Below are 24750 nucleotides of genomic sequence, written 5' to 3' on the forward strand. Positions count from 1 at the left end.
TTGGATGGTTTACCCACTGCTGTTACTATATTGCACCCAACTGAGAACCGCTATAGATTTCTTTGGAAGCAAGTTCTTTGATTTTTCTTGTGGAGTTGGTTCTGATGTGAGACTGTATTACAGGTCAAATATGGGAAGAGGAGGATTAGCAGCTTGTTATGATAGTACAGTTTTAACTTCATTGCAAGTTGTCAAAATTCCTTCCGAACCTCCAGCATCGATTCCCGAGGCTGGGACAACTACTGCATTAATTCTCTGGGGTGTGGGCGGACTTTTAAAAAAAAGGGTATATCTGACGAAGACACTGTAGTTAGATTGCTCAATTCTGTCCGATGAAGTATTGATATATTTTGTGGGGTGGGCGTCTCGCCCGCCCTGATTAATAAGCGTGCAGGATGTCCACCCCACAAAATTGGTAATTTATTTGTTGCAAGTACCAGTCCTTTGCACTCAGTTAAGGTGCAAGAGCATTACCCCGAATTAGACTACCAATGGTTTTGGCAGTAATTTTCAGTTGGGTGATCGGATTAGCTGGGACAACGGTCTTATACAAATAGCTATCGAATGTTAGCCGCTGCACATCGAGGTCATCGCACATTTCCACAAAAGCTTCGCGGGTGGCGTTGGAACGATAGAACACGGTTTGCAGAATGTCCAACACCTTGTAAGTGAGTCCGTATCTTTTATCCCAACGCTTCAGATAAACCTTGAGGTCATCTTCCGTAGGAATACGGCTACCACTGTTAGATGTTTCTACAATGGTTTCGGCACACATCCGCCCAGATTTAGCGGCAAAATAAATACCTTCACCAGAAGACTTGGTAACATAACCAGCAGCATCTCCCACCAAAGCGATGCGACCGACAACACGACGGGGACGGGGATGTTCAGGAATGGGGTGCGCTTCTACTTTGATGATTTTACCGCCTGCCAACTTCTCGGAAGCACGGGCGCGGATACCAGCTTGTAACTGTTTGATGCTGGCTTTATTGATGTGCATTGTACCAGTACCGACAGCTACGTGGTCATGTTTGGGGAAAACCCAAGCGTAGAAGTCAGTAGAAACGTCATCACCAACATACATTTCGGCGAGGTCGTTATAGTAGGCCATTTTGTCTTCGGGTAAGCGAATCCGCTCTTGGAAGGCGATCGCATAATTGTAATCCCCAGCGTCCATTTCTTTAGCAACGCGGGAATTAGCCCCATCCGCCCCAATAATTAAATCTACCTTCAGAGTTTTGGCAATACCCTGTGATATCCCATCTGTGTGGTCAATGTAATGGATGGTATAGGGATCAGTATTGTTTCCTGGTATATCAAGTTTATGAACAGTCGCATTAATTAAATTTGCGCCTACTTTTGCCGCGCGATCGCGCAAAAACCCATCTAGCACTTCCCGGCGGCACATTCCTATATATTCATCTTCATTTACCAGATTGATATCAACCTCACGATTGGAAGGCGAAATCATTTTCATCTTCCGTACCCGGCGATCGATAATCTCTGGTGGTAGATCAAACTCACTTACCATACATAGGGGAATTGCGCCCCCACAAGGCTTTGCATTGTCTAGCTTCCGCTCAAACAGGTAGGTTTCAATCCCAGAGGCTGCCAGTGTTTCTGCGGCAGATGAACCAGCAGGGCCTGACCCAATAACAGCAACCCGTAGTGTCAAAGGTCTTTCTCCCAATCTTCACATTTACCGAGAGCATACTACCACGGTCTTTCTGGTGATTTGACGCTTTCCCTTCAGCTTTCTGTTGAAATGCAATATTCCTTAATGTTTCGATACGAATGGGGAGTGGGTATTGGGAAGAATAAAGAATATTGCCTAGTCCACAGTCCTCAGTTCCAAAATATGCAGATTTCCTTGTTGGATTCTTTTACTAGACAAGTTAGTAACGCCGCAATTAGTAGAAATCAAAAGCACATTTCCCCACACAAAGGTTTTGCTTGTGCCCACAGAATACTTACTATATGGCGGCCAATCTTGCTCTCAATACATCAAGCGGATAGTTGCCAAGGAAGGGTTAAAAGCAGCTTTTGTTAATTCCCGTGAACGATTTCAAGCTTGCAAGCAAGCTAACCAAATTTTACGATGCCTTGCGGCAAGTCGCTGCGCGTCTACGCAAACCGAGAACTCAGAAGAATCCACACAGGAGGAAACAGATACGCAGCAATCACAAGAAGCATCTGGTAAAGTTGCTCAAAAATCCTCATTTATTAGCAGCGACAATACTAACTGTTTTGATTGTGCCGATATTGGCTGCAATTGTGCCGAGATGGTTAGCATGGCTCCTGATTGTGGTTCCCTAGATTGCGGTGCTGCTGATTGCAGTTTTCTAGATTGTAGTTGTGCTGACTGTAGCTTCCTTGATTGCGGCAGTTGCGGTAGCTAAATCTTGTTCATCTATAAATAATTATGTATGGTATATGTAAGACACAGTAATCCTAGCAAGGAACTGGAGATTAAGTTGCAGAGGTACAGCAGCAGTGGGCATAGTAGTTGAGAACGTCTCCAAACAATTCGGGAGTTTCAAGGCAGTTGATCAGGTCAGCCTGGAAATTAAGAGTGGTGCGCTAGTTGCGTTGCTCGGGCCATCGGGATCAGGGAAATCTACGCTACTACGGTTAATTTCAGGTTTAGAAATGCCAGATAGCGGCAAAATCCTGCTTACCGGTAAGGACGCTACATACCAAAGCGTGCAACAGCGAAATATTGGGTTTGTGTTTCAGCACTATGCCCTATTCAAGCATCTAACCGTCAGGCAGAATATTGCCTTTGGTTTAGAAATTCGTAAGGCACAGCCGAAGAAAATTAAGGGGCGGGTAGAACAGTTACTAGAATTGGTGCAGTTGACTGGACTAGGCGATCGCTATCCATCACAACTTTCTGGTGGTCAAAGACAACGGGTAGCATTAGCAAGGGCACTGGCAGTAGAACCTGAAGTATTATTGCTAGATGAACCCTTCGGCGCACTAGATGCTAAAGTCCGCAAAGACTTACGCGCATGGTTACGTCGCCTCCATGATGAGGTTCATGTTACCACCGTTTTCGTCACCCACGACCAAGAGGAAGCAATGGAAGTCTCCGATGAAGTTGTGGTCATGAATAAAGGGCGTGTGGAACAGGTGGGGACACCAGCAGAAATTTACGATAATCCTGCGACCGCATTTGTGATGAGCTTCATCGGCCCGGTGAACATATTACCCAGCACCTCGAAGATTTTTCAAAGTAGCGGATTTGATGCGCCACACCCACAAGTATTTTTGCGCCCGCAAGATGTGATTTTAGAAAAGGTTGCCAACGGTGCCACTACACCAGCAACAGTGAGCCGATTGGTACATTTGGGTTGGGAAATTCAGGTGGAATTAACTTTCGATGATGGACAAGTGGTGATGGCGCATTTAACACGCGATCGCTTTAATGACTTAGAGTTAGAAGCGAAACAGCGAGTGTATGTGAAGCCAAAGGATGCGAAGTCCTTCCCACTATCTTATTCAATTTAGTTGGCAGTGTGGAAGTAGTTATGCTTGCTGCTTTCTTTAGCTCACAGCAGAAAAGCGTTGCCAGAATCTTTGCCAAATCCACCAGTAGGCTGTGTACTCGCAGATGCTGATGAGATAATTGCACAAGGATATACGCAAGCACTAGGACAGTATCATACTGAGGCTGACGCGCTGGCTTTTCACTCATTTCTTGTCTTACTTTTCACATCCCGTGAAAAGTAAGATTATGTATGACCGCCGACTTGTATGATTTCGACTATATGGTGCGCTGTATTGACATAAAATGTGACTCGGTTTTATTGACTTAAGCGAATCTGATATTGATCCCCAACCAGTTTCGTCAACCCATTTCATAGCTTTTTAATACCTTAATAGCCGGGCCTCTCTTCCTTAGCTCGACAAGCATTTGAAATGCGCTTACCCCTACTAAGCTAAAACACATCTAAGAAAGCATATTAAAATAAATTTTCTCAATATCTTCTGGGGTGGGCCGAAAAGCCCGCCCTGATTATGCAACTTAAACGCCGATTAGCTTAACAACGAGTAAAAGTAAACTTAATTTGATAGCCGTTATCGATTCTAACTTTGGTTTGCCCTCCCACTGCATTTGTGGCACGCGCTATCAAAGTTGTGTTGATGCCGAAAACCGAATTTATTGGTACAGTACACGCGTTTATTGCATCTGGTGTAATTGCTACATCTTTTCTCCATCCACCATAAAAGCCGGACGGAAACGTTGCGTTTGGATTATTACTAGAATTTGGAACATCTTTGCCTTGAAACACTAATCTAGTTCTTAGGTCACCACTGCCTCCCTGAGGCACATTTGCAAAGCCACGATATGTGATATTAATTGGCTTAACTCTGTACCCAGCAGGCACATTAAGACCGATCCTCAGACTGCAAGATTTTGATACAACCTTAGGAGGTAAAGCTGTAGCCTCAAATGAAGGTAAAGTTATAGACAGAATATCTCCCTTCAAACTTGCTTGGGCATTTCCCGACGGGCAACCATTTCCGAAAAGAGTTACTGGAACTGATTGAAACTGAAATCCCTGTTGTTGAGCCTGTACCTGAGATAAACCCACAACATTTAAACTCAGTAGCGTCAAACTGGAAATAAGAGTACTTAAAACTTTCATATTTTTGACTCCGCGAAAACGTTTAATTTTCTGTACATATTAGCTGCAACTTAAAATTCCTAAGATACTTCTACACAAAGAAATTTTACCTGGCAGCCTCTTTGGGGTTTGGGGATTTCTAGCAGTTCTTAAATGTGTGCAATACGCTCTGGTTAAGGGAGACAGAAATAGGATAAAACAATCAATTTCTGACTCGGAAATTATTTATGAGCGTATTTCACTTATCAGAAAATAATTCAGGAGTTAGGACTTAGAATTCTCCAATTGAATTGGAGTCCGACTGCTAAATAGCACAGCAGTAGCGAGTCTACGTACTCCTGCGGAGGACAAGCTAGCAAGAGCGTCTGTCTGCGACACGCTGCGCGAACGTAGAGAGCGGATGAATAAATAGCTTTAAGACCCTCACTAAATGTTCTCCTTTGGAGACGCTACGCGAAGGATTTAGTGTTAAACAATAAAATGGCGGGACTGAACCCCCCACTAATTGATTCTGACTCCTGAATTCTTACTTCTGAGTTCTTCTTAAATTGAGAATTGCACTCAAAACAAGTCTTGATAAGATTATAGCGTATTTCACTTATCAGAAAATAATTCAGGAGTCAGGACTTAGAATTCTCTAATTGAATTGGAGTCCAACTGGCGGATAGCGCAGTGGTAGCGAGTCTACCAGCAGATGAATAAATGGGTTTAAGACCCCCCACTAAATCTTCTCTTTTGGAGACGCACTCGCGTTCGATTTAGTATTCAAAAATAAAATGGCGGGTCTGAACCCCCCACTAAGTGATTCTGACTCCTGAATTCTTACTTTTGAATTCTTCTTCAATTCAGAATTGCCCTCATAATAAGCCTTGAAAAAATTCAAAATCACAGAGAAATATATTTTACCTATCCAAAGATATATATTTTGCAAATTGTGATTTCGTTAGATTTATCAGCTACTTTGACTTGACCTAACTATTTATCAAGATAGAGAGTAAAAGATTTATTCAGAGGTATTGGAATAAATCTTTCGATAAATTGGTAAAGCAGCTTTATAGGGAGTAGCTTTTGAGAAAAATTAAATGCAAAACTAACTATGCATTTAAAAAACCTAACAAGGATTAAAAGCAAACTTGATTTGGAACAATACAGGCCCGATTGTTGTGTCGATTGTATCAATTCGGATTTGGGTTTCTAGACCTCTAGGTCTACTTGGTAGATTTGTAGCTCTTGCCGTCAGAGTTGAATTGATACCAAAAACCGAACTCACTGGTCTACTACATGCATTTATTGTGCCTAATGTAATACCTACATCTTTGCTCCAAACATCTGAGAAGCCAGCCGAAAACGTTCGGTTTGGACTATCGTCAGTTGGAATTACTTGACCTTGAAAGAGTAGTTTCACGTTCAGGTCAGCACTGCCTCCTTTCGGTACATCTGCAAAACCAAGATACTTGACGTTAATCGGCTGAACGTTAAATCCAGAAGGTACATTCAGACCGATCCGCAGATTACAGGATTTTGATATAACATTAGGACGTGGAGCTTTAGCTTCAAATTCAGAAAATGTTATTGAAAGGGTATCTCCATTCAAAACTCCCTGTGCTGTTCCGTCTGGGCAACCATTTCCCGTAAGAGATACTGGAACATTTTGAAACGTAAATCCTTCTTGTGTTTGAGCCTGTACCTGAGATAAACCCACAACATTTAAACTCAGTAGCGTCAAGCTAGAAATAATGCCAGTTAAAATTTTCATACTTTTGGACTCCGCGAAAACGTGTAATTTCCTGTACAAATTAGCTGCAACTTAAAATTCCCTAAGATACTTTTACACAAAGGAATTTTACCGATTAGCCTCTTTCGGGTTTGGAGACTTATGGCAGTTCTTAATTGTCTGCAATACACTCTGGTTAAGACAGACAGAAATAGGATAAAACAATCAATTTCTGGCTGTGAAATTAATTATTTATTAGCGTATTCATTTATTTAAGAATTGCCATTTTGTTACCAATACTATTTTTCCAAACAGAGAGCCAAACATTTCTTCAGAGCGATTGGAAGAAATCTTTAGATAAGTTTAGTAAAGCAACTTTAGAGGATGTTTTAAAACGGTATTTTGCTCTCATGATAAAGCATGGGTAATTATCTCAGGACATGGCTGAAACCTTATGTTTTTCGTCGCAGTTGACCTGAGCTACCGGGACTTTTAAAACATCCTCTTAGAGGCATCAGCTTTTGTGAAAAATTAAATGCAGATTATGCATTTAAAAAACCTAACAAGGATTAAAAGCAAACTTGATTTGGAACAATACAGGGCCTATTGTTGTGTCAATTGTATCAACTCGGACTTGGGTTTCTAGACCTGTAGGTGTCTGTGATACATCTGTAGCTCTTGCCGTTAGATTTGTATTGATACCAAAAATTGAATTCACTGGTCTCTTACACGCATTTATTGTGCCTAATACAATACCTACATCTTTGTTCCAAACATCTGAAAAGCCAGGGTTAAACGTTGCGTTTGGATTATTGGTAGTTGGAACTATTTGACCTTGAAAGAGTATTCTAACGTTCAGGTTAGCACTGCCTTTTGCAGGCACATCTGCAAAGCCAAGATACTTGACGTTAATCGGCTGAACGTTAATTCCAGAAGGTACATTCAGACCGATCCGCAGATTGCAGGATTTTGATACAACCTTAGGAGGTTCAGCTTTAGCTTCAAACTCAGAAAATGTTACTGAAAGAGTATCTCCAACCAAAATTCCCTCTGCTGTTCCCTTTGGGCAACCATTTCCGAAAAGAGTGACTGGAACTTTTTGAAAGGTAAATCCTTCTTGTGTTTGAGCCTGTACCTGAGATAAACCCACAAGATTTAAACTCAGTAGCGTCAAACTGGAAATAATGCCAGTTAAAATTTTCATATTTTGGACTCCGCAAAAACGTGTAATTTCCTATGCACATTAGCTGCAACTTAAAATTCCCTAAGATACTTCTAAACAAAGAAATATTACCCAGCAGCTTCTTTGAGTTTTGGGAATTCATAGCAATTCTTAATTCTGTGCAATACGCTCTGGTTAAAGGAGACAGAAAATAGTAAAAAACAATGAATTTCTGGCTCTGAAATTATTTATCAGCGTATTTCACTTATTAGAAAAGAATTTAGTAGTCAAAAATGACAATTCTCCAATTGAATTGGAGTCCGACTGGCAAATAGCGCAGCGTAAAGCCAACGGCATAGCAACTCTTAGAGACGCTCTGCGCCTTCGCTTAGAGCGAGTCTGCGTAACCCTGTGGGGAAGCAAGCTAGCAAGAGCGTCTTGTAGAGAGCGTCTGAATAAATGGGTTTAAGACCCCTACTAAATCTTCTCCTTTTGAGAAGATTTAGTGGTCAACAAGAAAGTGGCGGGTTTAAGAGGATGTTTGGAAAGTCTTAAAGTATACTAAAAACCCCGGTTCCATTCCTTCCTCCATTTCGGGGAGAGAGGAATGGAACCCCCATTCCCTTGTAGGGAAGGCTTGCTCGGTAGGTTAGGTTTGAGAGCTTTTAGTGTTAGGAATAATACTTTTCAAACATCCTCTAAGAGTGGAAAGTTCAGATCACCGTAAGCCGCTGCTCCGATTTTCCCCTGAATCCCTGACTAATTGATTCTGACTCCTGAATTCTTTTTCAATTAAGAATTGCGTTCACAATAATGTGTTAATAATTACAATAAGCCACCTGAGAAGTATATTCTATCTATCTAAAGACACATATTTTGTAAATTTTGACAAATTATTGCGAGAAAGTACGTAGACAGGTAGCAGTGAGACAGCGCTCTTGGTAGGGTTTCCCTCCGTTGTAGCAACCGCCATTAAGTGCGTCAGACGACTGCGAACCCGATAGCCAAGCAGTAGCGAGTCCTCTCCCAAAGGCGAGAGCGTCAGGGCTTGTGATCAGACATTGCTCTTACCTAAGATCGTCTCAACGGTGGTAACATTTCCAAAACTGCAATACTTAAATCAGGAAACTCTAAAGGTGAAATAGTCGCATCTTCTGCCAAAATCACTTCGCTTTGATAGCCATCCTCGGTTGGTTCTCGAAAGACATACAATTGGCGACTAACCACATCTAACACCCAATAATCTATAATTCCCGCTTGGGAGTAAGCTTTAGCTTTGATTTCACAATCTAGTTTCAGGCTGCTATCTGCTATCTCAATAATCAGATAAACTTCTTTTGGAATGGGATGGTGATCTGCGTAGTCCAACGGATCTACTTTAAGGACAGCTATATCCGGTTCTGGTTCAGAGCGTGCGTTTAATTTTACTGGGTCTTGAACACATATCAAAGCCCGATTCCTTAAACTATTTTGCAGCAATCTATCTGTTCTCCCTACTGCTGATCTATGGGCTGTCCCTTTAGCAATCATCCAAATTATCTTTCCTTCTAGCAGTTCTACTCGTTCATCTGCACCAAAAATCCCAGCCTCAGCCATCCGGTGGTATTCTTCAACTGTCCACAGGCGAAGCTTTAACGTCGTTTCTGGGTTTTGCATGACTTGTTCAGCAACTGGAGGAGCAATTAATATCCTAGCATTTTTAACTTGACACACTACATATACTATGATATATAGGGGCGTATATCTGTGTGCCCCTACTTTATGCAATTGAAAACTGCTATAAATTAATCTTCTAAAATCTGTATTTCATCAAGTTGATTAATCACCACATCCGCACCTCGGACATTATCTGACTTACCCACCCAAGTGATACCAATACAACCTGCGGCTTTAGCATCACGCGCCATTTGCATATCACCAACTGAATCACCTACCATCAATGTAGCGCCTGGTTCAACTCCCAAAGCTTGGCAAGCTTGCAAAAATAGCACTGGATCTGGTTTACTCGGCCCCTCATCTACTCCCATTTCCAACTGGATATAATCACTTAATTGGTGATTAGCTACGAACTTACGTACTTCTTCAGTTGTCGCAGCTGAAAGGATACCGAGTTTTAGTCCGCCTTCCTGCAGGGATTTCAAAATTTCTAAGCTACCCACAAACAGTGGTGAAGGAGTTTGTCCAATGTGTTTCTGTGCTTCATCCAAAGCTTGACGGGCTATTTTTAACGACTCAAACCATCCTTTTCCCGTCTCGGCAATATATGCCGCAGCTGCGACTTCTGTTTCGCGGCGGCTTGCTACTGATATTAAACCTGCGGGATCTAGAAGATTGCCATTGACGCCAAATGCCATTAATAAGGGTTCCCCAGTTCCAGGGATTTGGGCATCTATTAATCTTGCTGCTTTTTGTGCGATCGCTCGCAAATACGTTTCTGAATCTTCTAGAGTACCGTTTTTATCAAACAAGATTGCCTGGATATTATCAAAAGTGATGTTTCTACACTTAATAGTTGCCATAATATTTCATTCCATTTATTTACTTAAAAGTGAAGAGTTATGAGTTTTTATCCTTAACTCCTAACTGTTACCAATTCTCCACATAAAAAAAGAGGGGAAAACCCTCTTTATACAATGATTTAATACTCTTACTTAAAAACAAGTAAAACTATAAATGTATTATTCTTCAATAGCTGCTGGAATTCCCTCTTCAGTTTCCGTTGCTGCTGGAATTTCTTCTTCAGTTTCCGTTGCTGCTGGAATTTCTTCTTCAGTTTCCGCAACTACTGGAATTACTTCTTCAAGTTCTGCTGCTGGTGGAATATCTTCTTCAAGTTCTGCTGCTGGTGGAATATCTTCTTCAAGTTCCGCGGCTGGTGGAATATCTTCTTCTGCTACAACTTCCGCAGGTGCAGCCGACGCAGCAGTAGCACCTTGTTGCTTGGCTAACAGCTGTTCGCGATACTTAGCAGCCATTTCTTCTGCCTTATCGTAGACCAAATCCCGGTTTTTAATCATGTCGCCGGGTTCGGGTTCTAGCTGCTTGGTAGATAGGGAAATCCGACCCCTTTCTGCATCCAAGTCAATGATCATAACTTTCACTTCATCATTGACATTGAACACGCTATGAGGTGTATCAATATGTTCGTGAGAAATCTCAGAAATGTGCAGTAGACCACTAACGCCGCCAATGTCGATGAAAGCACCGTAGGGTTTGATGCCACGAACTGTACCAATTACTACTTCGCCGACTTCTAGGCGGTTCATCTTGCGCTCAACCAGCGCCCGACGGTGAGATAGAACTAAGCGGTTACGTTCTTCGTCCACCTCTAGGAATTTCAATGGCAAATCTTCGCCTACCAATTCTTCTTTAGGTTTGCGGGTACTGATATGGGAACCGGGGATAAAGCCACGTAATCCCTCAATCCGTACCAATGCTCCGCCGCGATTGGTTGCAAACACGCCAGAACGTACAGTCGCATCTTCGGCTTGCAACTGTCGCACGCGCTCCCAAGCCCGCATATATTCAATACGGCGAATGGAAAGGGTTAATTGACCATCTTCGTTTTCATCGGTAAGGATGAAAAATTCCCGCGTTTCGTTTGACTGTAAGACTTCTTCCGGGCTATCTACCCGGTTAATAGACATTTCTTGTATAGGTATATATGCTGCGGTTTTAGCACCAATGTCAATCAGAGCGCCGCGCGGCTCTATACTGAAAACTGTTCCTGGTACAACATCACCAGGGCTAAAATGATAATCGTATTTGTCAAGTAGAGCAGCGAAATCTTCGTGAGTGAATCCAATTTCTGTAGCGGTTAAATTCTGATTGACCATGCTGATTTGTTCCTGGTTCTAGTCTCCGTAAAGGTTGTGCGGCAAGCGCGATCTCTTATGCAAGCACTTTTATGGCAGCTTACACTTAACATCCTTTTTCATCCTAGCGCAGAAAAGCTAGTATTAACACATATCTACTCCCAAGATTGGAAATTATATCACAATCTTAAAATGATTGGTCATTTTACTTAGTAGTTAGAACCAACAAAGGATAAACAAAATAATATCCGTTGCTACTAAAGATGGTAGCAACGGATATTAAGATTAAATCTGCTTAAAGGTCTGGTATATAGGATCTACTTATCTTTTGGTTTCTCAAAACGAGGGGGTTCGCGAAATGCGATCGCAAAGAAGAGAGTACCTATACACAGAGTAAAAATCAAGATGTACGCAACGCTTTCCATATTACGATTTCCTGCCTATCGAGCCAGTAATTAAAGTTCTTAGTGCTGAGTCACCTGAGTGCTGAGTCAGAGCCTTAACTCGGAACTCAGTACTCATAACTCAGCACTGAAATTAGAGAGCTTCCTTGCGGCGGGTTGACTTATCACCCACTTTCTGGAATAGACCCCATTCAACTTGTTCTTCTAGATCGGCATCAACACCAGCAAATACGTCTCGGTAGATTGTCCGAGCGCCATGCCAGAGATGACCAAAGAAGAACAGCAGAGCAAATACAGCATGTCCAAAGGTAAACCAACCTCTAGGACTGGTGCGGAATACACCATCAGAATTCAAGGTTTCCCGGTCAAATTCAAAGATTTCACCGCCTTGAGCTTTACGGGCATACTTCTTCACATCAGCTGGCTCTGTAAAGGTCTTACCATTGAGATCGCCACCATAGAAGCTGACGGTGACACCAGATTGCTCGAAGCTATACTTAGATTCTGCCCGACGGAAGGGAATGTCAGCGCGGACAATTCCATCTGCGTCGGTCAAAACCACTGGGAAGGTTTCAAAGAAGTTGGGGAGACGACGCACGGTCAATTCCCGTCCTTCAGAATCTTTGAATACGGCGTGACCTTGCCAAGACTGGGCAATGCCATCACCCTTGACCATCGGCCCTGTACGGAATAGACCGCCTTTAGCGGGGCTATTGCCGACGTAATCGTAGAAAGCCAGTTTTTCTGGAATCTGCGACCAAGCTTGTTCAAGGGTTGCACCTTCAGCAACGCTAGTTTGGACGCGGCGCTGAATTTCTTGACCGAAGTAGCCTTGATCCCATTGATAGCGGGTAGGGCCAAACAATTCGATGGGTGTGGCGGCGTTACCGTACCACATAGTACCAGCAACAACGAAAGCAGCAAAGAAGACTGCTGCAATACTGCTAGAAAGTACTGTTTCAATGTTCCCCATCCGTAGGGCTTTGTAGAGCCGTTCGGGGGGTCTGACTGTGAGGTGGAATAAGCCTGCGATAATACCAACAACGCCAGCAGCAATGTGGTGAGCCACAATGCCACCAGGGTTATATGGGTTAAAACCATCTGGCCCCCATTCTGGTGCGACTGCTTGCGCGGCTCCAGTTATACCGTAGGGGTCAGTAACCCACATGCCTGGGCCAAATAGTCCGGTGAGGTGAAAAGCACCAAACCCAAAACAAAGTAGACCAGATAAGAACAGGTGAATGCCAAACATCTTTGGCAAGTCTAAGGCAGGTTCACCAGTGCGGGGATCTCTAAAGAGTTCCAAATCCCAGTAAACCCAGTGCCAAACGGCAGCTAGGAACAAAAGACCGGAAAGAACAATGTGAGCCGCAGCAACGCCTTCAAATGACCAGAAGCCAGGATCAGTTGCTGGGCCACCAGTAACGTTCCAACCACCCCAAGATTGGGTGACGCCCAAACGCGACATGAAGGGCAGAACGAACATCCCTTGACGCCACATCGGGTTGAGAACCGGATCGCTAGGGTCAAAAACAGCCAGTTCGTAGAGTGCCATCGAACCAGCCCAGCCTGCTACTAAGGCTGTGTGCATTAGGTGTACAGAAATCAGCCGCCCTGGATCATTCAGAACGACTGTATGTACTCGGTACCAGGGTAGTCCCATCGACTACGCTCCTCCTCGATGAGTTAGTTTACAAAGCAATTTTCTTACTGAGGTTCTGAGAGACGAAAGCCGCCACTCAGAAAACTCTCTCTTGTTTTTTGTTATTGCCAGAGCCAGAGTGTTACCACAGCTTAGTCTTATAAGTCAGACAGCGTGGGCGCTTCGGCAATGCTTAATCGTTCCCTTGAGATTTACCCTGTAGGGTAGCCATCGCCAAGCAAAAAATGAGAATGTTTTAAAAAGTGTAACTATTGATGGAATTGTTTGCAAGCGTGTAAATTGATGCGATCGCGTAGCATCTCCAAGTTTTTTCGCTACCAATCCCCATCACAGATTAAATTTACTTATATTTTCTTTACGAGGAGGGTGGGGATGAGGGAGATGAGGAAGAATAAATAATGCCCTATGCCCCATGCCCCATGCCCTACTAAACCACCAACTGGATATTTTGCAATTGACACTTCGCCTCAGCCGTATCCAGGCGTTCAATTACCTGTTCAGCACTCATCAGACGCTTGAGTACTACTTGACCTATGGTTTTACTGGCAATTACTGGTGTTATTGGCTTGACTTCCACGGTTAAAATGGCTTCTTCAACTCGATAAAGCCATAGCAATTCGTTTTGTTCGACTAAACAAATATTCATTCGCTGAATATCTGGTTGGCGTCGCCATGCAGTTATTTGCCATAGTCCATCAGATGCCCAGACTCTAGCAACTGTCCATCCCTCAGATAGAAAGAAATACTTCACGGTCTTAGTCTCACTATTAGACTTTCTATTTCCTATTTACCATATCTTACATATCTGATTTGTTAATGTATAACTAATGATATTTTAAATGAAGGCTATTTAAGTTATTGCCCACGTTTTAATAGGAAAAATCATTACTTAGATCACTTGGATCGGTACAAAAAATCACAAGATTATAATATCTAATTTGACGCTAATAATTTTATTTTTTTGCCAAGTTAACAAGATATTTTTATGTATAATATGTTAGCAAGGCAGCAACATATTATGACTACTTTAGGTAATTATGAACAAACCTATAAACTCACCATTTAGATATCCAGGCGGCAAATTTTATGCTCGTAATTTGATTCTTAATCATATCCCCTCTCACACTTATTATACTGAACCTTTTGCTGGCGGTGGGTCTATCTTCTTTGTAAAAGATAAAGTAAATAGTAATTGGCTCAATGATATTGATGACTTATTAATAAATACCTTATTAATAGTTCGAGATCAACCCGAAGAGTTAATAAATTTTTTAGAAGGTGAATCTGCCACTAAAGAAAGGCATACATATTATAAAAATGAATTCATCCCACAAAATAAATTAGAACAAGCTGGTAGATGGTTTTACCTCAACAGAACCTCCTACTCTGGGATCATGAAACATCAAAACTGTTATTGGGGATATGGTGAAAAATACAGTATGCGTCCAGAGAATTGGCCTAGAAATATACGTCGAACTTCTGAGAAACTTCAAAACGTTAAAATTACTAATCTCGACTTTGAAGAAGTGATCGAATCTGTACCTGATGGATCTTTTTTATTTATTGATCCTCCTTATTTCAATGCGGATCAAGATAAATTTTATGTTCATTCATTTGCTAAAGATGATCATTTCAGGCTATGCCAAATATTAAACAGACATAAGCAAAGAATAAAATTTCTTATAACTTATGATAATAGCGACGCAATTAGAGAACTATATGACTGGGCATTGGAAATACACGACAAAGAATGGAATTATACAATTAATAGAACCGATAATCAAAAAAATGGAAAAAGAAAACAAGATAACTTTAAAGGGGAACGATATAAGGGAAAAGAAATTTTTATATTAAACTACTGTTCTCTTGACTCTACCTATCAAAACTGGGAACAATTAATTTTAAATATCTAATGATTCTATAGAACACTTTCTAAGTATTTTTATTTAATAATCCCAAATATATCTATTTATTGGAGCAAAACCCTGTATCAAAAGTGGGTAAATTAGTAATTAATTGTAATAAATGCTATAAGACTAGCGAAGATATAGTATAATCACTGACCGATCAGTACATAAAATTTAACTGTATGACCTGGTTTTCCTTGTCCGTGAAACGGTGGAGTCGGATTACACAATTTCTATCTTTATTCTGTCTATGTTTATTATTAGTTGTTAGTTGCACTCCTCGTCCACAGCCAACTACACCACCATCCGGTTCTGTAAATAGCCCTACAGGTGATGGTCGGATTACTATAGGTACAACAGCAAAGCCAAGAACCCTTGATCCGGCTGATGCTTATGAGTTAGCATCTTTAGGTTTGGTGTTTAATATGAGCGATCGCCTCTACACCTACGAACCAGGAAGCACGGAAATTAAGCCCCAGCTAGCTACAGCATTACCCAAAGTTAGCCAAGATGCCTTAACTTATACCATTCCCTTACGTCAGGGAGTAGTTTTTCACGATGGAACTCCTTTCAATGCTCAAGCAATGGCCTTTACTATCCAGCGCTTTATTGAAAATAAGGGAAAACCCTCATTCTTACTAGCTGATATAGTAGATTCGGTAAAAAGTACAAGCGAGTATGAGTTAACCATCAAGTTGAAAAAGCCCTTTGCAGCGTTTCCTTCATTGCTGGCGTTTCCTGGTGTGTGTGCAGTTTCACCAAAAGCTTACGAACTCGGTGCTGGGAAATTTAAGCCGAATATCTTTGTGGGGACTGGCCCTTACAAATTAGGACAGTATGGTACTGATTCAATCCGATTTGATCCGTTTGATAAGTATTGGGGAGAAAAACCAGTTAACAAGGGTGTTAACCTCCAAATTCAAACTAGTCCAGTTAATTTGTTTAATGCTTTCCGTACAGGCGCAATCGATGTAGCTTATCTGTCACTACAACCAGATCAAAATCGTAGTTTGTCAGAAGGTGGTAAAAAAGGGGATTGGCAAGCGATCGCTGCTAACGGTAGTGTAGTAAGTTATCTAGTATTAAACCGGAATCAAAAGCCTTTAGATAAATTAGAGGTAAGACAAGCGATCGCCTCAATAATTGACCGTCCACTTTTAAACGAGCGAGTATTACTTGGTCAAGCAGATCCGCTTTATAGCATGATTCCCACAACGTTTAATGTTTCTGTGCCATTATTCAAAGATAAATATGGCGATGCTAACTTTGAGCAAGCTAAAAAATTGTTAACTACTGCTGGTTTCTCCAAAGAAAATCCCGCAAAAGTGCAAGTTTGGTATCCTTCTAGTTCGCCTACTCGTAGTTTGGCAGCACAAACCCTCAAATCCCTTGTCGATGTCAAAATGGATGGAATACTGCAATTTGAAGTCACCCCCGCCGAAGGGCCTGCCTTTTTTAAAGACATTGCCAAGGGTTTGTATCCCGCAGCTTTACTTGATTGGTATCCAGACTTTTTAGATCCAGATAATTACGTCCAGCCGTTTTTGTCTTGTGACAAAGGTTCAGTTGCTAAAGGATGCGAAGATGGAGGCAGTCAAACTCAGGGTTCGTTCTACTATAGCGAAGCTGTGAATAAACTGATTGATCAGCAACGCAAAGAACTAAACCCCGAAGCGCGTCAGAAAATTTTTAGAGAAATTCAAACGCAAGTAACAACTGATGTACCTTACGTTCCCTTATGGCAAAACAAAGACTATGTATTTGCTCAAAAAGGTGTTAGCAGCGTACAACTTAACCCCACCCAAATTCTGGTTTACCAGACAATTAAAAAGTAGTTAGGAGTAGAGACGCGATTAATCGCGTCTGTTTTAATTAAATATGTCTCGCTCAAAAGCTTTACAATATTACATTGTTTCTCGGTTGCTTCTCGCGCCACTCCAGCTATTAACAATCATCACCATTGTATTTCTCTTACTAAGAGCAACACCAGGAGATCCAGCAGATGCAATTCTCGGTGGACGTGCGCCAGAAGCTGCTAAAGAAGAATTGCGAAAACAACTAGGTTTAAACCTTCCTCTGTGGCTACAGTACCTAAACTATTTGGGAAGCATACTGCGCTTTGACTTGGGAACCTCTTTAATGAGTCGGGGAGAGAATGTTTGGGACATAATTGGGCAATATTTCCCGGCGACGGTGGAGTTAGCAGTATGTAGTATGGCCGTTGCACTCATCGTTGGTATTGCGGTTGGGACTCTTTCGGCCTCTCGTCCTGGAACGTATTTTGATGTTGGTGGGCGCTTATTTGGTATCATCACCTACGCACTCCCCATGTTTTGGGCGGGAATGCTTTTGCAGTTGATTTTCTCAGTCCAATTGGGTTGGTTTCCTAATTCCAATCGCTTTCCGCCTAATCTTCCGGCTCCCACTCTTGTGACTGGATTGTATACAATTGATAGCTTACTCGGTGGAAACTTCACCCAGTTTTTCACATCTTTGCACCATCTGGCTCTACCGAGTCTCACACTAGGAATTTTGCTCAGTGGGATTTTTGAGCGAATTGTGCGAGTGAATTTAAAGCAAACCTTGCAAGCAGATTATGTAGAAGCCGCTAGAGCCAGAGGTATTGGTGAAAATAAGATTTTAGCCTCCCACGCTTTAAAAAATGCGCTAATTCCAGTTATTACAGTCTTGGGATTAACCTTTGCGTCTCTGTTGGGTGGAGCGATTTTAACAGAAGTGACATTTTCTTGGCCTGGTTTAGCTAATCGACTGTATCAAGCGATCGCCGATCGCGATTATCCCACAGTCCAGGGAGTACTAGTATTTTTTGGTGCGATCGTTGTGAGTGCCAGCATTTTAATTGATATTTTAAATGCTTATGTAGATCCGCGAATTCGATATTAGTAAAGAGTTATTAAAATAATTCGTAATTCGTAAATATAGCGTTTTTCCTTTACTCTTACCTATCTCCTAAAAGGCTACCGTGTACACACAAGTCTCTCTTGACGCAATTTACAGTTTATCGAATAGCCCAAAGAAACCTCACCCTGGTTATGCTACGCAAAACCTGTCCCTCTCCTTACTAAGGAGAGGGATGTCCGTCAGGACAGGGTGAGGTTTTTGTTTTGTTGTCTTCTTTGATATAAAAATGATAAGAAGTGGTTTTTGATATTTATAATAATTTTATATTAGGAAATCGTATGCTTAGTAGACAAGATTATGAAAACTTTCAGATACAATGGATAACTACAAATACTGTTAGTTGTTTTTTAGCTTTTTTAATCTGGTTAATTGTAGGATTAGTGATGGATAATATTAAACCAGATTTAGACTATTGGTTAAAGAATACTATATTTCTTATTAGTTTTTTTTCCCCTGGTGTTGTAATTGGACTATCACAGTGGTTACTACTTCTCAAAAAGATTCCCACGATAAGTTGGTTATGGATACTATCCAATGTACCCGGATTGTATTTAGGTTTGATGTCTACATTTGTAGCTTGTGGTTTTACTCTACTATTTATTATTAATTTTTTACAAGGTACTCATGAACTAACACAGGGATTTTTAATAGGCAGTATAGGAGGTGCGATTGGAGGTGCTGTAGGAGGAATTATTACTGGAATAATTCAACATCTTTTAATTAGAAAGAATTTTTCTGTAAATTACTTGTGGATAATCACTAGTACTGTAAGTTGGTCTCTAAGTTGGAGTCTAGGTTGGACTGTAGGATGTATAGGCGCTCGTATTTTTAATGCAATAGGTTCTTTTTTCGGTATAAAATCATCATATGAAGCAAGCTATATGTTTGGTTTTCCATTGCCTGTTGTTGGGATTATTTTTGGTTTTGTAAATGCAATTATTACAGGAAAAGTACTGGTTCGGTTATTGAGACAATCTAAACAAACCCATTCGTGATAAAGATCCGCGAATTCGGCATTAAGCTGCTTGACATTTTGTTAATTTTATTAAGAAATACCACTTGCTAAAATACCAAGAATTTTATTCACATCTTTGAGATAATATTCGCTTAAATCAATAGTCAATGTTTGTTCTTCTAATTTCAGAAATTGCCAAATACTGCCCGTTGTGACTGCTCCGTAAATTATTTTAATCTCAGTTGCAGCTTGCTCATTAAAAATTTGGGCTGCTACCATTTCTGCTGCACACTGACCCAAACCCGCATTAATATTTTCTTTTTTAGCTTCTACAACTGTAATTACTGGTGCTGTCAAAATTAGAATTTCTGGAGATTTAGTAATAATAAAATCGCAAGTACCGTTTAATCCTTTGCTATTATCGACAGTGAAATCTACCCCAGAAAATAAACCAATTTCTTCTCGTAATTGTCGGCGTAAATCAACTAAAATGGGAGCAATAATTAACTCAGAACGAGCTTTTTCACTATTACTACCTAAAGCGATCTCCAGGTTATAATTGAGGGTTTCTACAAGTAAATTACTCGCTGTTAATTCAGGAACAGCAGCGAAAATATCGCGTTTTTCTAATGTGGTTAAATTAAACTCTTGTTTTGCTTTAGCTAAACTAAACTCGCTGTAGGCCATAGAACTACTACTCCGTTTAGTTTCTAGTTGAAGAATACACACCTAATTTTTGCACAAATATCAACTTAAGCTTCTAAAAGCCTATCTTCTTAAACTACGAGGATCGAGTGCATCTCTCAGCCCATCACCAAGTAAGTTGAATGCCAACACTGTGAGGATAATCAGCACAGCCGGCGGCCAGATTAACCAAGGTTGCAGCACCAAAATTGAAGCATTGCTAGCCAGAGAAAGCATATTGCCCCAAGAGGGGTCTGGTTGTTGAATACCCAAGCCGATGAGACTCAGTATTGCTTCTGCACCAATAAAGCTGGGAATTGCAAGAGTAGCAGAAATAATTATATAACTAGCCGTTTGCGGCAAAACGTGGCGGAGGATGATATAAAGTGGATTACCGCCCATTGCGCGTGCCGCTTGGACAAATTCTCGCTCTTTAATTGATAGTACCTGTCCGCGAATCACCCGTGCTAAACCAGCCCAGCTAATAACCGAAGTAATCACCACAATCAGCAAAAAGCGCTGGGTACTGCTTAAGCCAGGTGGTAAGACTGCTCCCAAAGTCACCAAAAGATAAATACTGGGGAAAGTCATTAGCACTTCTGCCAAGCGCATAATGACGCTATCAGTTACACCGCCCAAATAGCCGGAAATTCCCCCAATCAGCAAACCGAGGGGATAGGTAATGATAATGCCAAAAATGCCGATAAACATACTGATGCGACCGCCATGCAGCAGGCGACTAAATTGGTCGCGGCCTTGGTCATCAGTCCCTAAGATGTTGAACTTTGCGCCACTTGTTGTCCCAAATAAATGCCAATTTAAGGGGATACCAGAAAAGATTGTCACCTCATCCCACTTCGGGGGTAAAGGCAAACTCATCTGCAACAATCGGTATTCTGGCCCGGGGACAAATAAACGCAGGGGTGAAGGCTTTTTGAAGTCTACAATGAGTTGGCGATCGCCTGTTTCTAAATTCGTGTCTCCCTGAGTCGTCGGATAAACATGAGGCCCGATAAACTGCCCTGACTGAGAAAGCCAGTGTATCTTAGTTGGTGGCAGCAGTGAACCATTGGCCTGTGAAGCATACGGATCATAAGGAGCCACAAAATCAGCTGCAATTACTGCTACATAGAAAACTAACAGCAAAATTGCCCCAAATCGTGCCAATGGATTTTTCTTCAGTCGTCGCCACCAATCCATAGTAGTTAGGAGTTAGGAGTTATAAGTTATGAGTTATCAAAGTTTTATCTTAATTCATAACTCATTCATAATTAATAATTCTTAACTCCCCACTCCCCACTCCCCACTCCCCACTCTCAACTCCCAACTCCTAACTCCTAACTCCTAACTTTCCACTCCCCACTCTCAACTGCCAACTCCTAACTTTTCTAAATAGCGCTGCTGTTCTTGCTGTTGTTTTTCGTGTTCTACAACAAACACGTTTGAGTAGAGATTAGCGAGAATTTGTTTTCCCTGTTGTGTCAGTGATAGATAATGCAGTCCGTCTTGGATATAGGGAAAGACACCATTCCAGTAAAACTTAGCGTAGTTATTACGTAAATCGGCAGGGGTTTTATAGCCCAAAACTTTATTTACACCAGTTTCTTCAAACTCGTAAAATAAAGAAGTAATTTTCTTCAAGTAACGCGGGTCACTTAGTTGCCCAATCAAATCAGCAGCACGTACTAATCCGGCAAAGCACTTTGTCTCTTGCTGATCTTCTGCCGCAGGCACGGGAAATCGAGTCAATTCAATATTGCTCTTAATTGCCTCAGCATCTATCAACTTGTGACCGCCAAAACGCTCATCAATAAACAGCTTGGCTCTATCAACATGATAGGGTGTGAGACTGGCATCAGAAGCGCCAGAAGCTACAGAAATCATTCTGCCATTTTTACCTGTGGCATATAAGTCTGCTGTTTCTCGATCTTGTCGGCAAACTCCCTTAACGTAGCCAATATCATGACACAGCAAGGAAATTATACAATGCAACCAATCTTCACTAGAAACACCGCCTTCTCTAATGTGTTTGCCACGTAAGATTTCTTGCCCCACTAGGGTGACAAGGACAGTGTGTTCAACATTGTGATAAAGAGCGTCGCTATTGGCAATGTTTTCCAAAGCCATATTACCAGCCCAGGCGATAATGTCCTGATAATCATTTTTAAAGCAACCATAGGTGCGACGGTAGCCTTCTCGAATTTCATTTACGAAGGCATCAATTAAAATTTCAGTGGCATTGAACATATCTGTTTACTCTGGTAAATACCAATTATTTATTGATTTGATTGATTTGAAAATTCCATAATCAGGGCCACCTTACTGGAATTTAGAGCAATGTAGTTGGCTCCTTTGTAACTCATATATAGCTGTGGACGCTAGCTTGACTGCGGCTTGTATTGCATGATTTTGCAATCTCTTCCTGGCAACACAAAGGCTTTAGAGAAATTCTGGGTTGCATAGAAAAAATAATTTGCCCGATTTTAATGACTTCTCTGGCAACGATCGCACATATTTTGCCCCTAGCATTAGGAATTGTTGCAGGTTCTGAAGTTCGCCAACCAATGGGAATTGCCATTATAGGCGGTTTCACAACTTCCACCCTGCTGACACTGGTGGTAGTACCAGTGATATTAACTTCCAAAATTGGATTAAGCATACATTGCGCTATGGCTTTGGTAAGAAACCACCGCGCCCATAATACCCCATGCCCGCTCAATTTTGGATTTGCAATTTTAGATTTTAGATTGTTCAATCCAAAATTCAAAATCTAAAATTCTTCTGCCCAATGCCCAATTTTGTGCGATCGCATTTACCAATGGGAATCATAACAAACAGATTCACCAGAGTAAATATCCAATGGCTTACCAAAATATCACCGCCTCCCTTTCCCCAGCAGATATCCAAGAAATTAAAGCTGCCTTTGCGACTATCCAAGCAAAGATGCCTTTTCTCGTTACCCTGAGTGTGGAAGAACGACGCAAGTTATTTAAGATGGGCGATAAAAGCCTAGCCTTTGTCAATACTAGCCTGACTGCTGCCCAATCTAACCGAGACATTTTACCAGCTAGCTTTGATGTAGACGAATTTGTGCGCGATTATCAATTAGCAGCAACGCTTACCGAACTGTTGATTAAACTGCAACAACTGACAGAACAGGTAGATGATACCCTAATGGCAGTCGGTAGCGAAGCAATGGGTAGCAGTTTGACTGTTTATGATTATGTCAAGACTGCTGCTAAGAAGACTCCAGGGTTAAAAACTATTGCCGAACAGTTAGGGGAACGGTTTAAAGCTATTAAAAGTAAACCTGCTAAAACTGCTTCTGGTTCATAGGCTGTAAACTTTGCCAGAGATACGGGAAGAGTGAAAGGGGAAAAGTTAAAGGTTGATGCACATCCTTTTCTTTTCCCCTTTTTCTTTTCTTAACTGCTGAATGAGTCTTTGATACTCGTGGGAGAGTCTTTGATACTCGTGGGAGAGTCTTTGATACTCGTGGGAGAGTCTTTAATACTTGTGGACGAGTCTTTGATACTTGTGGACGAGTCTTTAATACTCGCGGGAGAGTCTTTGATACTCGTCGGCGAGTCTTTGATACTCGCGGGAGAGTCTTTAATACTTGTGGACGAGTCTTTGATACTCGCGGGAGAGTCTTTAATACTCGCGGGAGAGTCTTTAATACTCGTGAGCCAGTATTTAGAACTTATTGAATAGCCTAAGAAAACCTCACCCTGGTTCTGCTACGCAAAACCTTTCCCTCTCCTTAGTAAGGAGAGGGATGTCCGTTAGGACAGGGTGAGGTATGAACGGACTTTTGGGTAATCGCATAACTTGTGTGTACACCGTAACCTATTGGGAGAGAGGCTTTAAAAGCCGTATTGCTTTGTAGAGAAGGAGTTAAATTTCGCAGGACTTGTACTTTCACTTCAGAACTCCGGGCAAGCTTGCTATTATGCTGGTAGCCGCGTGTAATCTGCCACCTTGCACCCAATTATGCTCACCATACCCCGCCGCACCAGCAAGCCGCTCTTTTTCCTTTTCTGTTTCACCCTACTCCTGACTTTCTTCCTCTCCCTACCTTGGATAAACGCCAAAGAAACCCCCAAACCCAAACCCCAAGGTTGGCAGATTAACGGTATATCAGCAGCCCTTGATGATGGATACGACCAAGTTAAGGGACATGCTCTCAAGCAATTAATTAAATATGATCTGAAAGATTTGAAATCCGTGGGCAAGAAACCGGAGGATTTGGCTCAAAAAGTTGCCCAAATTCTCAAAGATCAAAAGGTGTACTACTCTGTTCGTGCCAGTGCGGCAGAGGCATTAGGGAATCTGGGGCCAGCTGCGGTTAACTATGTCCCTGACATAGCCCAAATCCTCAAAGATCAAAAGGTGGACAGCTATGTTCGTGGCAGTGCGGCAGAGGCATTAGGGAATCTGGGGCCAGCTGCGGCTAACTATGTCCCTGACATCGCCCAAATTCTCAAAGATGAAAAGGTGTACTACTCTGTTCGTGCCAGTGCGGCAGAGGCATTAGGGAATCTGGGGCCAGCTGCGGCTAACTATGTCCCTGACATCGCCCAAATCCTCAAAGATCAAAAGGTGGACAAGTATGTTCGTGGCAGAGCGGCAGAGGCATTAGGGAATCTGGGGCCAGCTGCGGCTAACTATGTCCCTGACATCCTCCAAATCCTCAAAGATCAAAAGGTGGACTACTCTGTTCATGCCAGTGCGGCAAAGGCATTAGGGAATCTGGGGCCAGCTGCGGCTAACTATGTCCCTGACATCGCCCAAATCCTCAAAGATCAAAAGGTGGACAAGTATGTTCGTGGCAGAGCGGCAGAGGCATTAGGGAATCTGGGGCCAGCTGCGGCTAACTATGTCCCTGACATC

At 41.9% G+C, this 24750-nt stretch carries 23 protein-coding genes and 1 pseudogene; 11 read left to right on the plus strand and 13 right to left on the minus strand.

Annotation, left to right across the window (positions count from 1 at the left end):
* Positions 1-310, plus strand: a 310-nt coding sequence (locus HWQ23_RS29945; RefSeq protein ID WP_292836966.1) for a hypothetical protein, incomplete at its 5' end; no start/stop codon positions are given.
* 144 nt (positions 311-454) lie between these two features.
* Here the strand turns inward: HWQ23_RS29945 and chlP are convergent.
* Positions 455-1675: a geranylgeranyl reductase gene (gene chlP, locus HWQ23_RS29950; RefSeq protein ID WP_292836968.1), complete on the minus strand. Its 1221-nt coding sequence runs from the start codon at positions 1673-1675 to the stop codon at positions 455-457.
* Between the two features lie 280 nt (positions 1676-1955).
* On the opposite strand from chlP, the gene HWQ23_RS29955 reads away from it, so the two are divergent.
* From HWQ23_RS29955 to HWQ23_RS29965, 3 genes are all read left to right on the plus strand, one after another.
* Complete coding sequence (locus HWQ23_RS29955) at positions 1956-2399, plus strand: membrane protein insertion efficiency factor YidD (protein WP_365743191.1); 444 nt, start codon at positions 1956-1958, stop codon at positions 2397-2399.
* A 94-nt stretch (positions 2400-2493) separates the two neighbouring features.
* Positions 2494-3510 carry a sulfate/molybdate ABC transporter ATP-binding protein gene (locus tag HWQ23_RS29960; protein WP_292836970.1) on the plus strand — a complete coding sequence of 339 codons (1017 nt, stop codon included), beginning with the start codon at positions 2494-2496 and terminating at the stop codon, positions 3508-3510.
* Positions 3511-3534: 24 nt separating this feature from the next.
* Positions 3535-3732 (plus strand): cytidine/deoxycytidylate deaminase family protein, encoded by a 198-nt coding sequence (locus tag HWQ23_RS29965; RefSeq protein ID WP_292836972.1) that lies wholly within the window; start codon positions 3535-3537, stop codon positions 3730-3732.
* Positions 3733-4043: 311 nt separating this feature from the next.
* Here the strand turns inward: HWQ23_RS29965 and HWQ23_RS29970 are convergent, their stop codons facing one another.
* The 9 genes from HWQ23_RS29970 to HWQ23_RS30010 all read right to left on the minus strand — a co-directional run bounded on the left by HWQ23_RS29970 (position 4044) and on the right by HWQ23_RS30010 (position 14140).
* Complete coding sequence (locus HWQ23_RS29970) at positions 4044-4652, minus strand: DUF4360 domain-containing protein (RefSeq protein WP_292836974.1); 609 nt, start codon at positions 4650-4652, stop codon at positions 4044-4046.
* Between the two features lie 1090 nt (positions 4653-5742).
* Complete coding sequence (locus HWQ23_RS29975) at positions 5743-6387, minus strand: DUF4360 domain-containing protein (protein WP_292836976.1); 645 nt, start codon at positions 6385-6387, stop codon at positions 5743-5745.
* A 517-nt stretch (positions 6388-6904) separates the two neighbouring features.
* Positions 6905-7549, minus strand: coding sequence for a DUF4360 domain-containing protein (locus HWQ23_RS29980; RefSeq protein WP_292836978.1), 645 nt, complete (start codon positions 7547-7549; stop codon positions 6905-6907).
* Between the two features lie 1029 nt (positions 7550-8578).
* Positions 8579-9163, minus strand: a complete 585-nt coding sequence (locus tag HWQ23_RS29985) for a Uma2 family endonuclease (protein WP_292837386.1) — start codon at positions 9161-9163, stop codon at positions 8579-8581.
* Positions 9164-9291: 128 nt separating this feature from the next.
* The gene (locus HWQ23_RS29990; RefSeq protein WP_292836980.1) at positions 9292-10026 is read right to left on the minus strand and encodes an HAD family hydrolase; all 735 of its coding nucleotides are present in this window, start codon (positions 10024-10026) and stop codon (positions 9292-9294) included.
* Positions 10027-10185: 159 nt separating this feature from the next.
* The gene (locus HWQ23_RS29995; RefSeq protein ID WP_292836982.1) at positions 10186-11343 is read right to left on the minus strand and encodes a 30S ribosomal protein S1; all 1158 of its coding nucleotides are present in this window, start codon (positions 11341-11343) and stop codon (positions 10186-10188) included.
* A gap of 296 nt (positions 11344-11639) precedes the next feature.
* Positions 11640-11747, minus strand: coding sequence for a photosystem II reaction center protein T (locus tag HWQ23_RS30000; protein WP_084227385.1), 108 nt, complete (start codon positions 11745-11747; stop codon positions 11640-11642).
* A 112-nt stretch (positions 11748-11859) separates the two neighbouring features.
* The gene (gene psbB, locus HWQ23_RS30005) at positions 11860-13389 is read right to left on the minus strand and encodes a photosystem II chlorophyll-binding protein CP47 (RefSeq protein WP_292836984.1); all 1530 of its coding nucleotides are present in this window, start codon (positions 13387-13389) and stop codon (positions 11860-11862) included.
* A 427-nt stretch (positions 13390-13816) separates the two neighbouring features.
* Positions 13817-14140 (minus strand): hypothetical protein, encoded by a 324-nt coding sequence (locus tag HWQ23_RS30010; protein ID WP_292836986.1) that lies wholly within the window; start codon positions 14138-14140, stop codon positions 13817-13819.
* 286 nt (positions 14141-14426) lie between these two features.
* On the opposite strand from HWQ23_RS30010, the gene HWQ23_RS30015 reads away from it, so the two are divergent.
* From HWQ23_RS30015 to HWQ23_RS30030, 4 genes are all read left to right on the plus strand, one after another.
* Positions 14427-15302, plus strand: a complete 876-nt coding sequence (locus HWQ23_RS30015; RefSeq protein ID WP_292836988.1) for a DNA adenine methylase — start codon at positions 14427-14429, stop codon at positions 15300-15302.
* A gap of 176 nt (positions 15303-15478) precedes the next feature.
* Positions 15479-17131, plus strand: coding sequence for an ABC transporter substrate-binding protein (locus HWQ23_RS30020; RefSeq protein ID WP_292836990.1), 1653 nt, complete (start codon positions 15479-15481; stop codon positions 17129-17131).
* 43 nt (positions 17132-17174) lie between these two features.
* A complete protein-coding gene (locus HWQ23_RS30025) occupies positions 17175-18200 on the plus strand; it encodes an ABC transporter permease (RefSeq protein ID WP_292836992.1) in 1026 nt (341 codons plus the stop codon).
* Between the two features lie 254 nt (positions 18201-18454).
* Entirely contained in the window at positions 18455-19213 is a 759-nt protein-coding gene (locus HWQ23_RS30030) for a hypothetical protein (RefSeq protein ID WP_292836994.1), read from the plus strand.
* A gap of 50 nt (positions 19214-19263) precedes the next feature.
* Here HWQ23_RS30030 and HWQ23_RS30035 read toward each other — a convergent pair whose 3' ends face one another.
* The 3 genes from HWQ23_RS30035 to HWQ23_RS30045 form a co-directional block, all read right to left on the minus strand.
* Positions 19264-19860: a hypothetical protein gene (locus HWQ23_RS30035; RefSeq protein WP_292836996.1), complete on the minus strand. Its 597-nt coding sequence runs from the start codon at positions 19858-19860 to the stop codon at positions 19264-19266.
* A gap of 81 nt (positions 19861-19941) precedes the next feature.
* A complete protein-coding gene (locus HWQ23_RS30040; RefSeq protein ID WP_292836998.1) occupies positions 19942-21057 on the minus strand; it encodes an ABC transporter permease in 1116 nt (371 codons plus the stop codon).
* Positions 21058-21222: 165 nt separating this feature from the next.
* Positions 21223-22104 (minus strand): Npun_R2479 family HD domain-containing metalloprotein, encoded by an 882-nt coding sequence (locus HWQ23_RS30045; RefSeq protein WP_292837000.1) that lies wholly within the window; start codon positions 22102-22104, stop codon positions 21223-21225.
* 152 nt (positions 22105-22256) lie between these two features.
* Between HWQ23_RS30045 and HWQ23_RS30050 the strand changes: the two are divergent.
* From HWQ23_RS30050 to HWQ23_RS30060, 3 genes and pseudogenes are all read left to right on the plus strand, one after another.
* Positions 22257-22558, plus strand: a pseudogene (locus HWQ23_RS30050) (efflux RND transporter permease subunit).
* 158 nt (positions 22559-22716) lie between these two features.
* Complete coding sequence (locus tag HWQ23_RS30055) at positions 22717-23193, plus strand: hypothetical protein (RefSeq protein WP_109009620.1); 477 nt, start codon at positions 22717-22719, stop codon at positions 23191-23193.
* 657 nt (positions 23194-23850) lie between these two features.
* Positions 23851-24750, plus strand: a 900-nt coding sequence (locus HWQ23_RS30060; protein WP_292837003.1) for a HEAT repeat domain-containing protein, incomplete at its 3' end; no start/stop codon positions are given.

Origin of the sequence: Nostoc sp. JL33, assembly GCF_017114985.1 — a bacterium.
GTDB lineage: Bacteria > Cyanobacteriota > Cyanobacteriia > Cyanobacteriales > Nostocaceae > Nostoc.

Coding starts and splice junctions, on each gene's coding strand:
- HWQ23_RS30025 (WP_292836992.1), top strand. CDS start 17,175: ATGTCTCGCTCAAAAGCTTTACAATATTACATTGTTTCTCGGTTGCTT.
- HWQ23_RS29975 (WP_292836976.1), bottom strand. CDS start 6,387: ATGAAAATTTTAACTGGCATTATTTCTAGCTTGACGCTACTGAGTTTA.
- psbB (WP_292836984.1), bottom strand. CDS start 13,389: ATGGGACTACCCTGGTACCGAGTACATACAGTCGTTCTGAATGATCCA.
- HWQ23_RS30035 (WP_292836996.1), bottom strand. CDS start 19,860: ATGGCCTACAGCGAGTTTAGTTTAGCTAAAGCAAAACAAGAGTTTAAT.
- HWQ23_RS30000 (WP_084227385.1), bottom strand. CDS start 11,747: ATGGAAAGCGTTGCGTACATCTTGATTTTTACTCTGTGTATAGGTACT.
- HWQ23_RS29970 (WP_292836974.1), bottom strand. CDS start 4,652: ATGAAAGTTTTAAGTACTCTTATTTCCAGTTTGACGCTACTGAGTTTA.
- HWQ23_RS30015 (WP_292836988.1), top strand. CDS start 14,427: ATGAACAAACCTATAAACTCACCATTTAGATATCCAGGCGGCAAATTT.
- HWQ23_RS29980 (WP_292836978.1), bottom strand. CDS start 7,549: ATGAAAATTTTAACTGGCATTATTTCCAGTTTGACGCTACTGAGTTTA.
- HWQ23_RS29985 (WP_292837386.1), bottom strand. CDS start 9,163: ATGCAAAACCCAGAAACGACGTTAAAGCTTCGCCTGTGGACAGTTGAA.
- HWQ23_RS30040 (WP_292836998.1), bottom strand. CDS start 21,057: ATGGATTGGTGGCGACGACTGAAGAAAAATCCATTGGCACGATTTGGG.
- HWQ23_RS29995 (WP_292836982.1), bottom strand. CDS start 11,343: ATGGTCAATCAGAATTTAACCGCTACAGAAATTGGATTCACTCACGAA.
- HWQ23_RS30045 (WP_292837000.1), bottom strand. CDS start 22,104: ATGTTCAATGCCACTGAAATTTTAATTGATGCCTTCGTAAATGAAATT.
- HWQ23_RS30020 (WP_292836990.1), top strand. CDS start 15,479: ATGACCTGGTTTTCCTTGTCCGTGAAACGGTGGAGTCGGATTACACAA.
- HWQ23_RS29990 (WP_292836980.1), bottom strand. CDS start 10,026: ATGGCAACTATTAAGTGTAGAAACATCACTTTTGATAATATCCAGGCA.
- HWQ23_RS30055 (WP_109009620.1), top strand. CDS start 22,717: ATGGCTTACCAAAATATCACCGCCTCCCTTTCCCCAGCAGATATCCAA.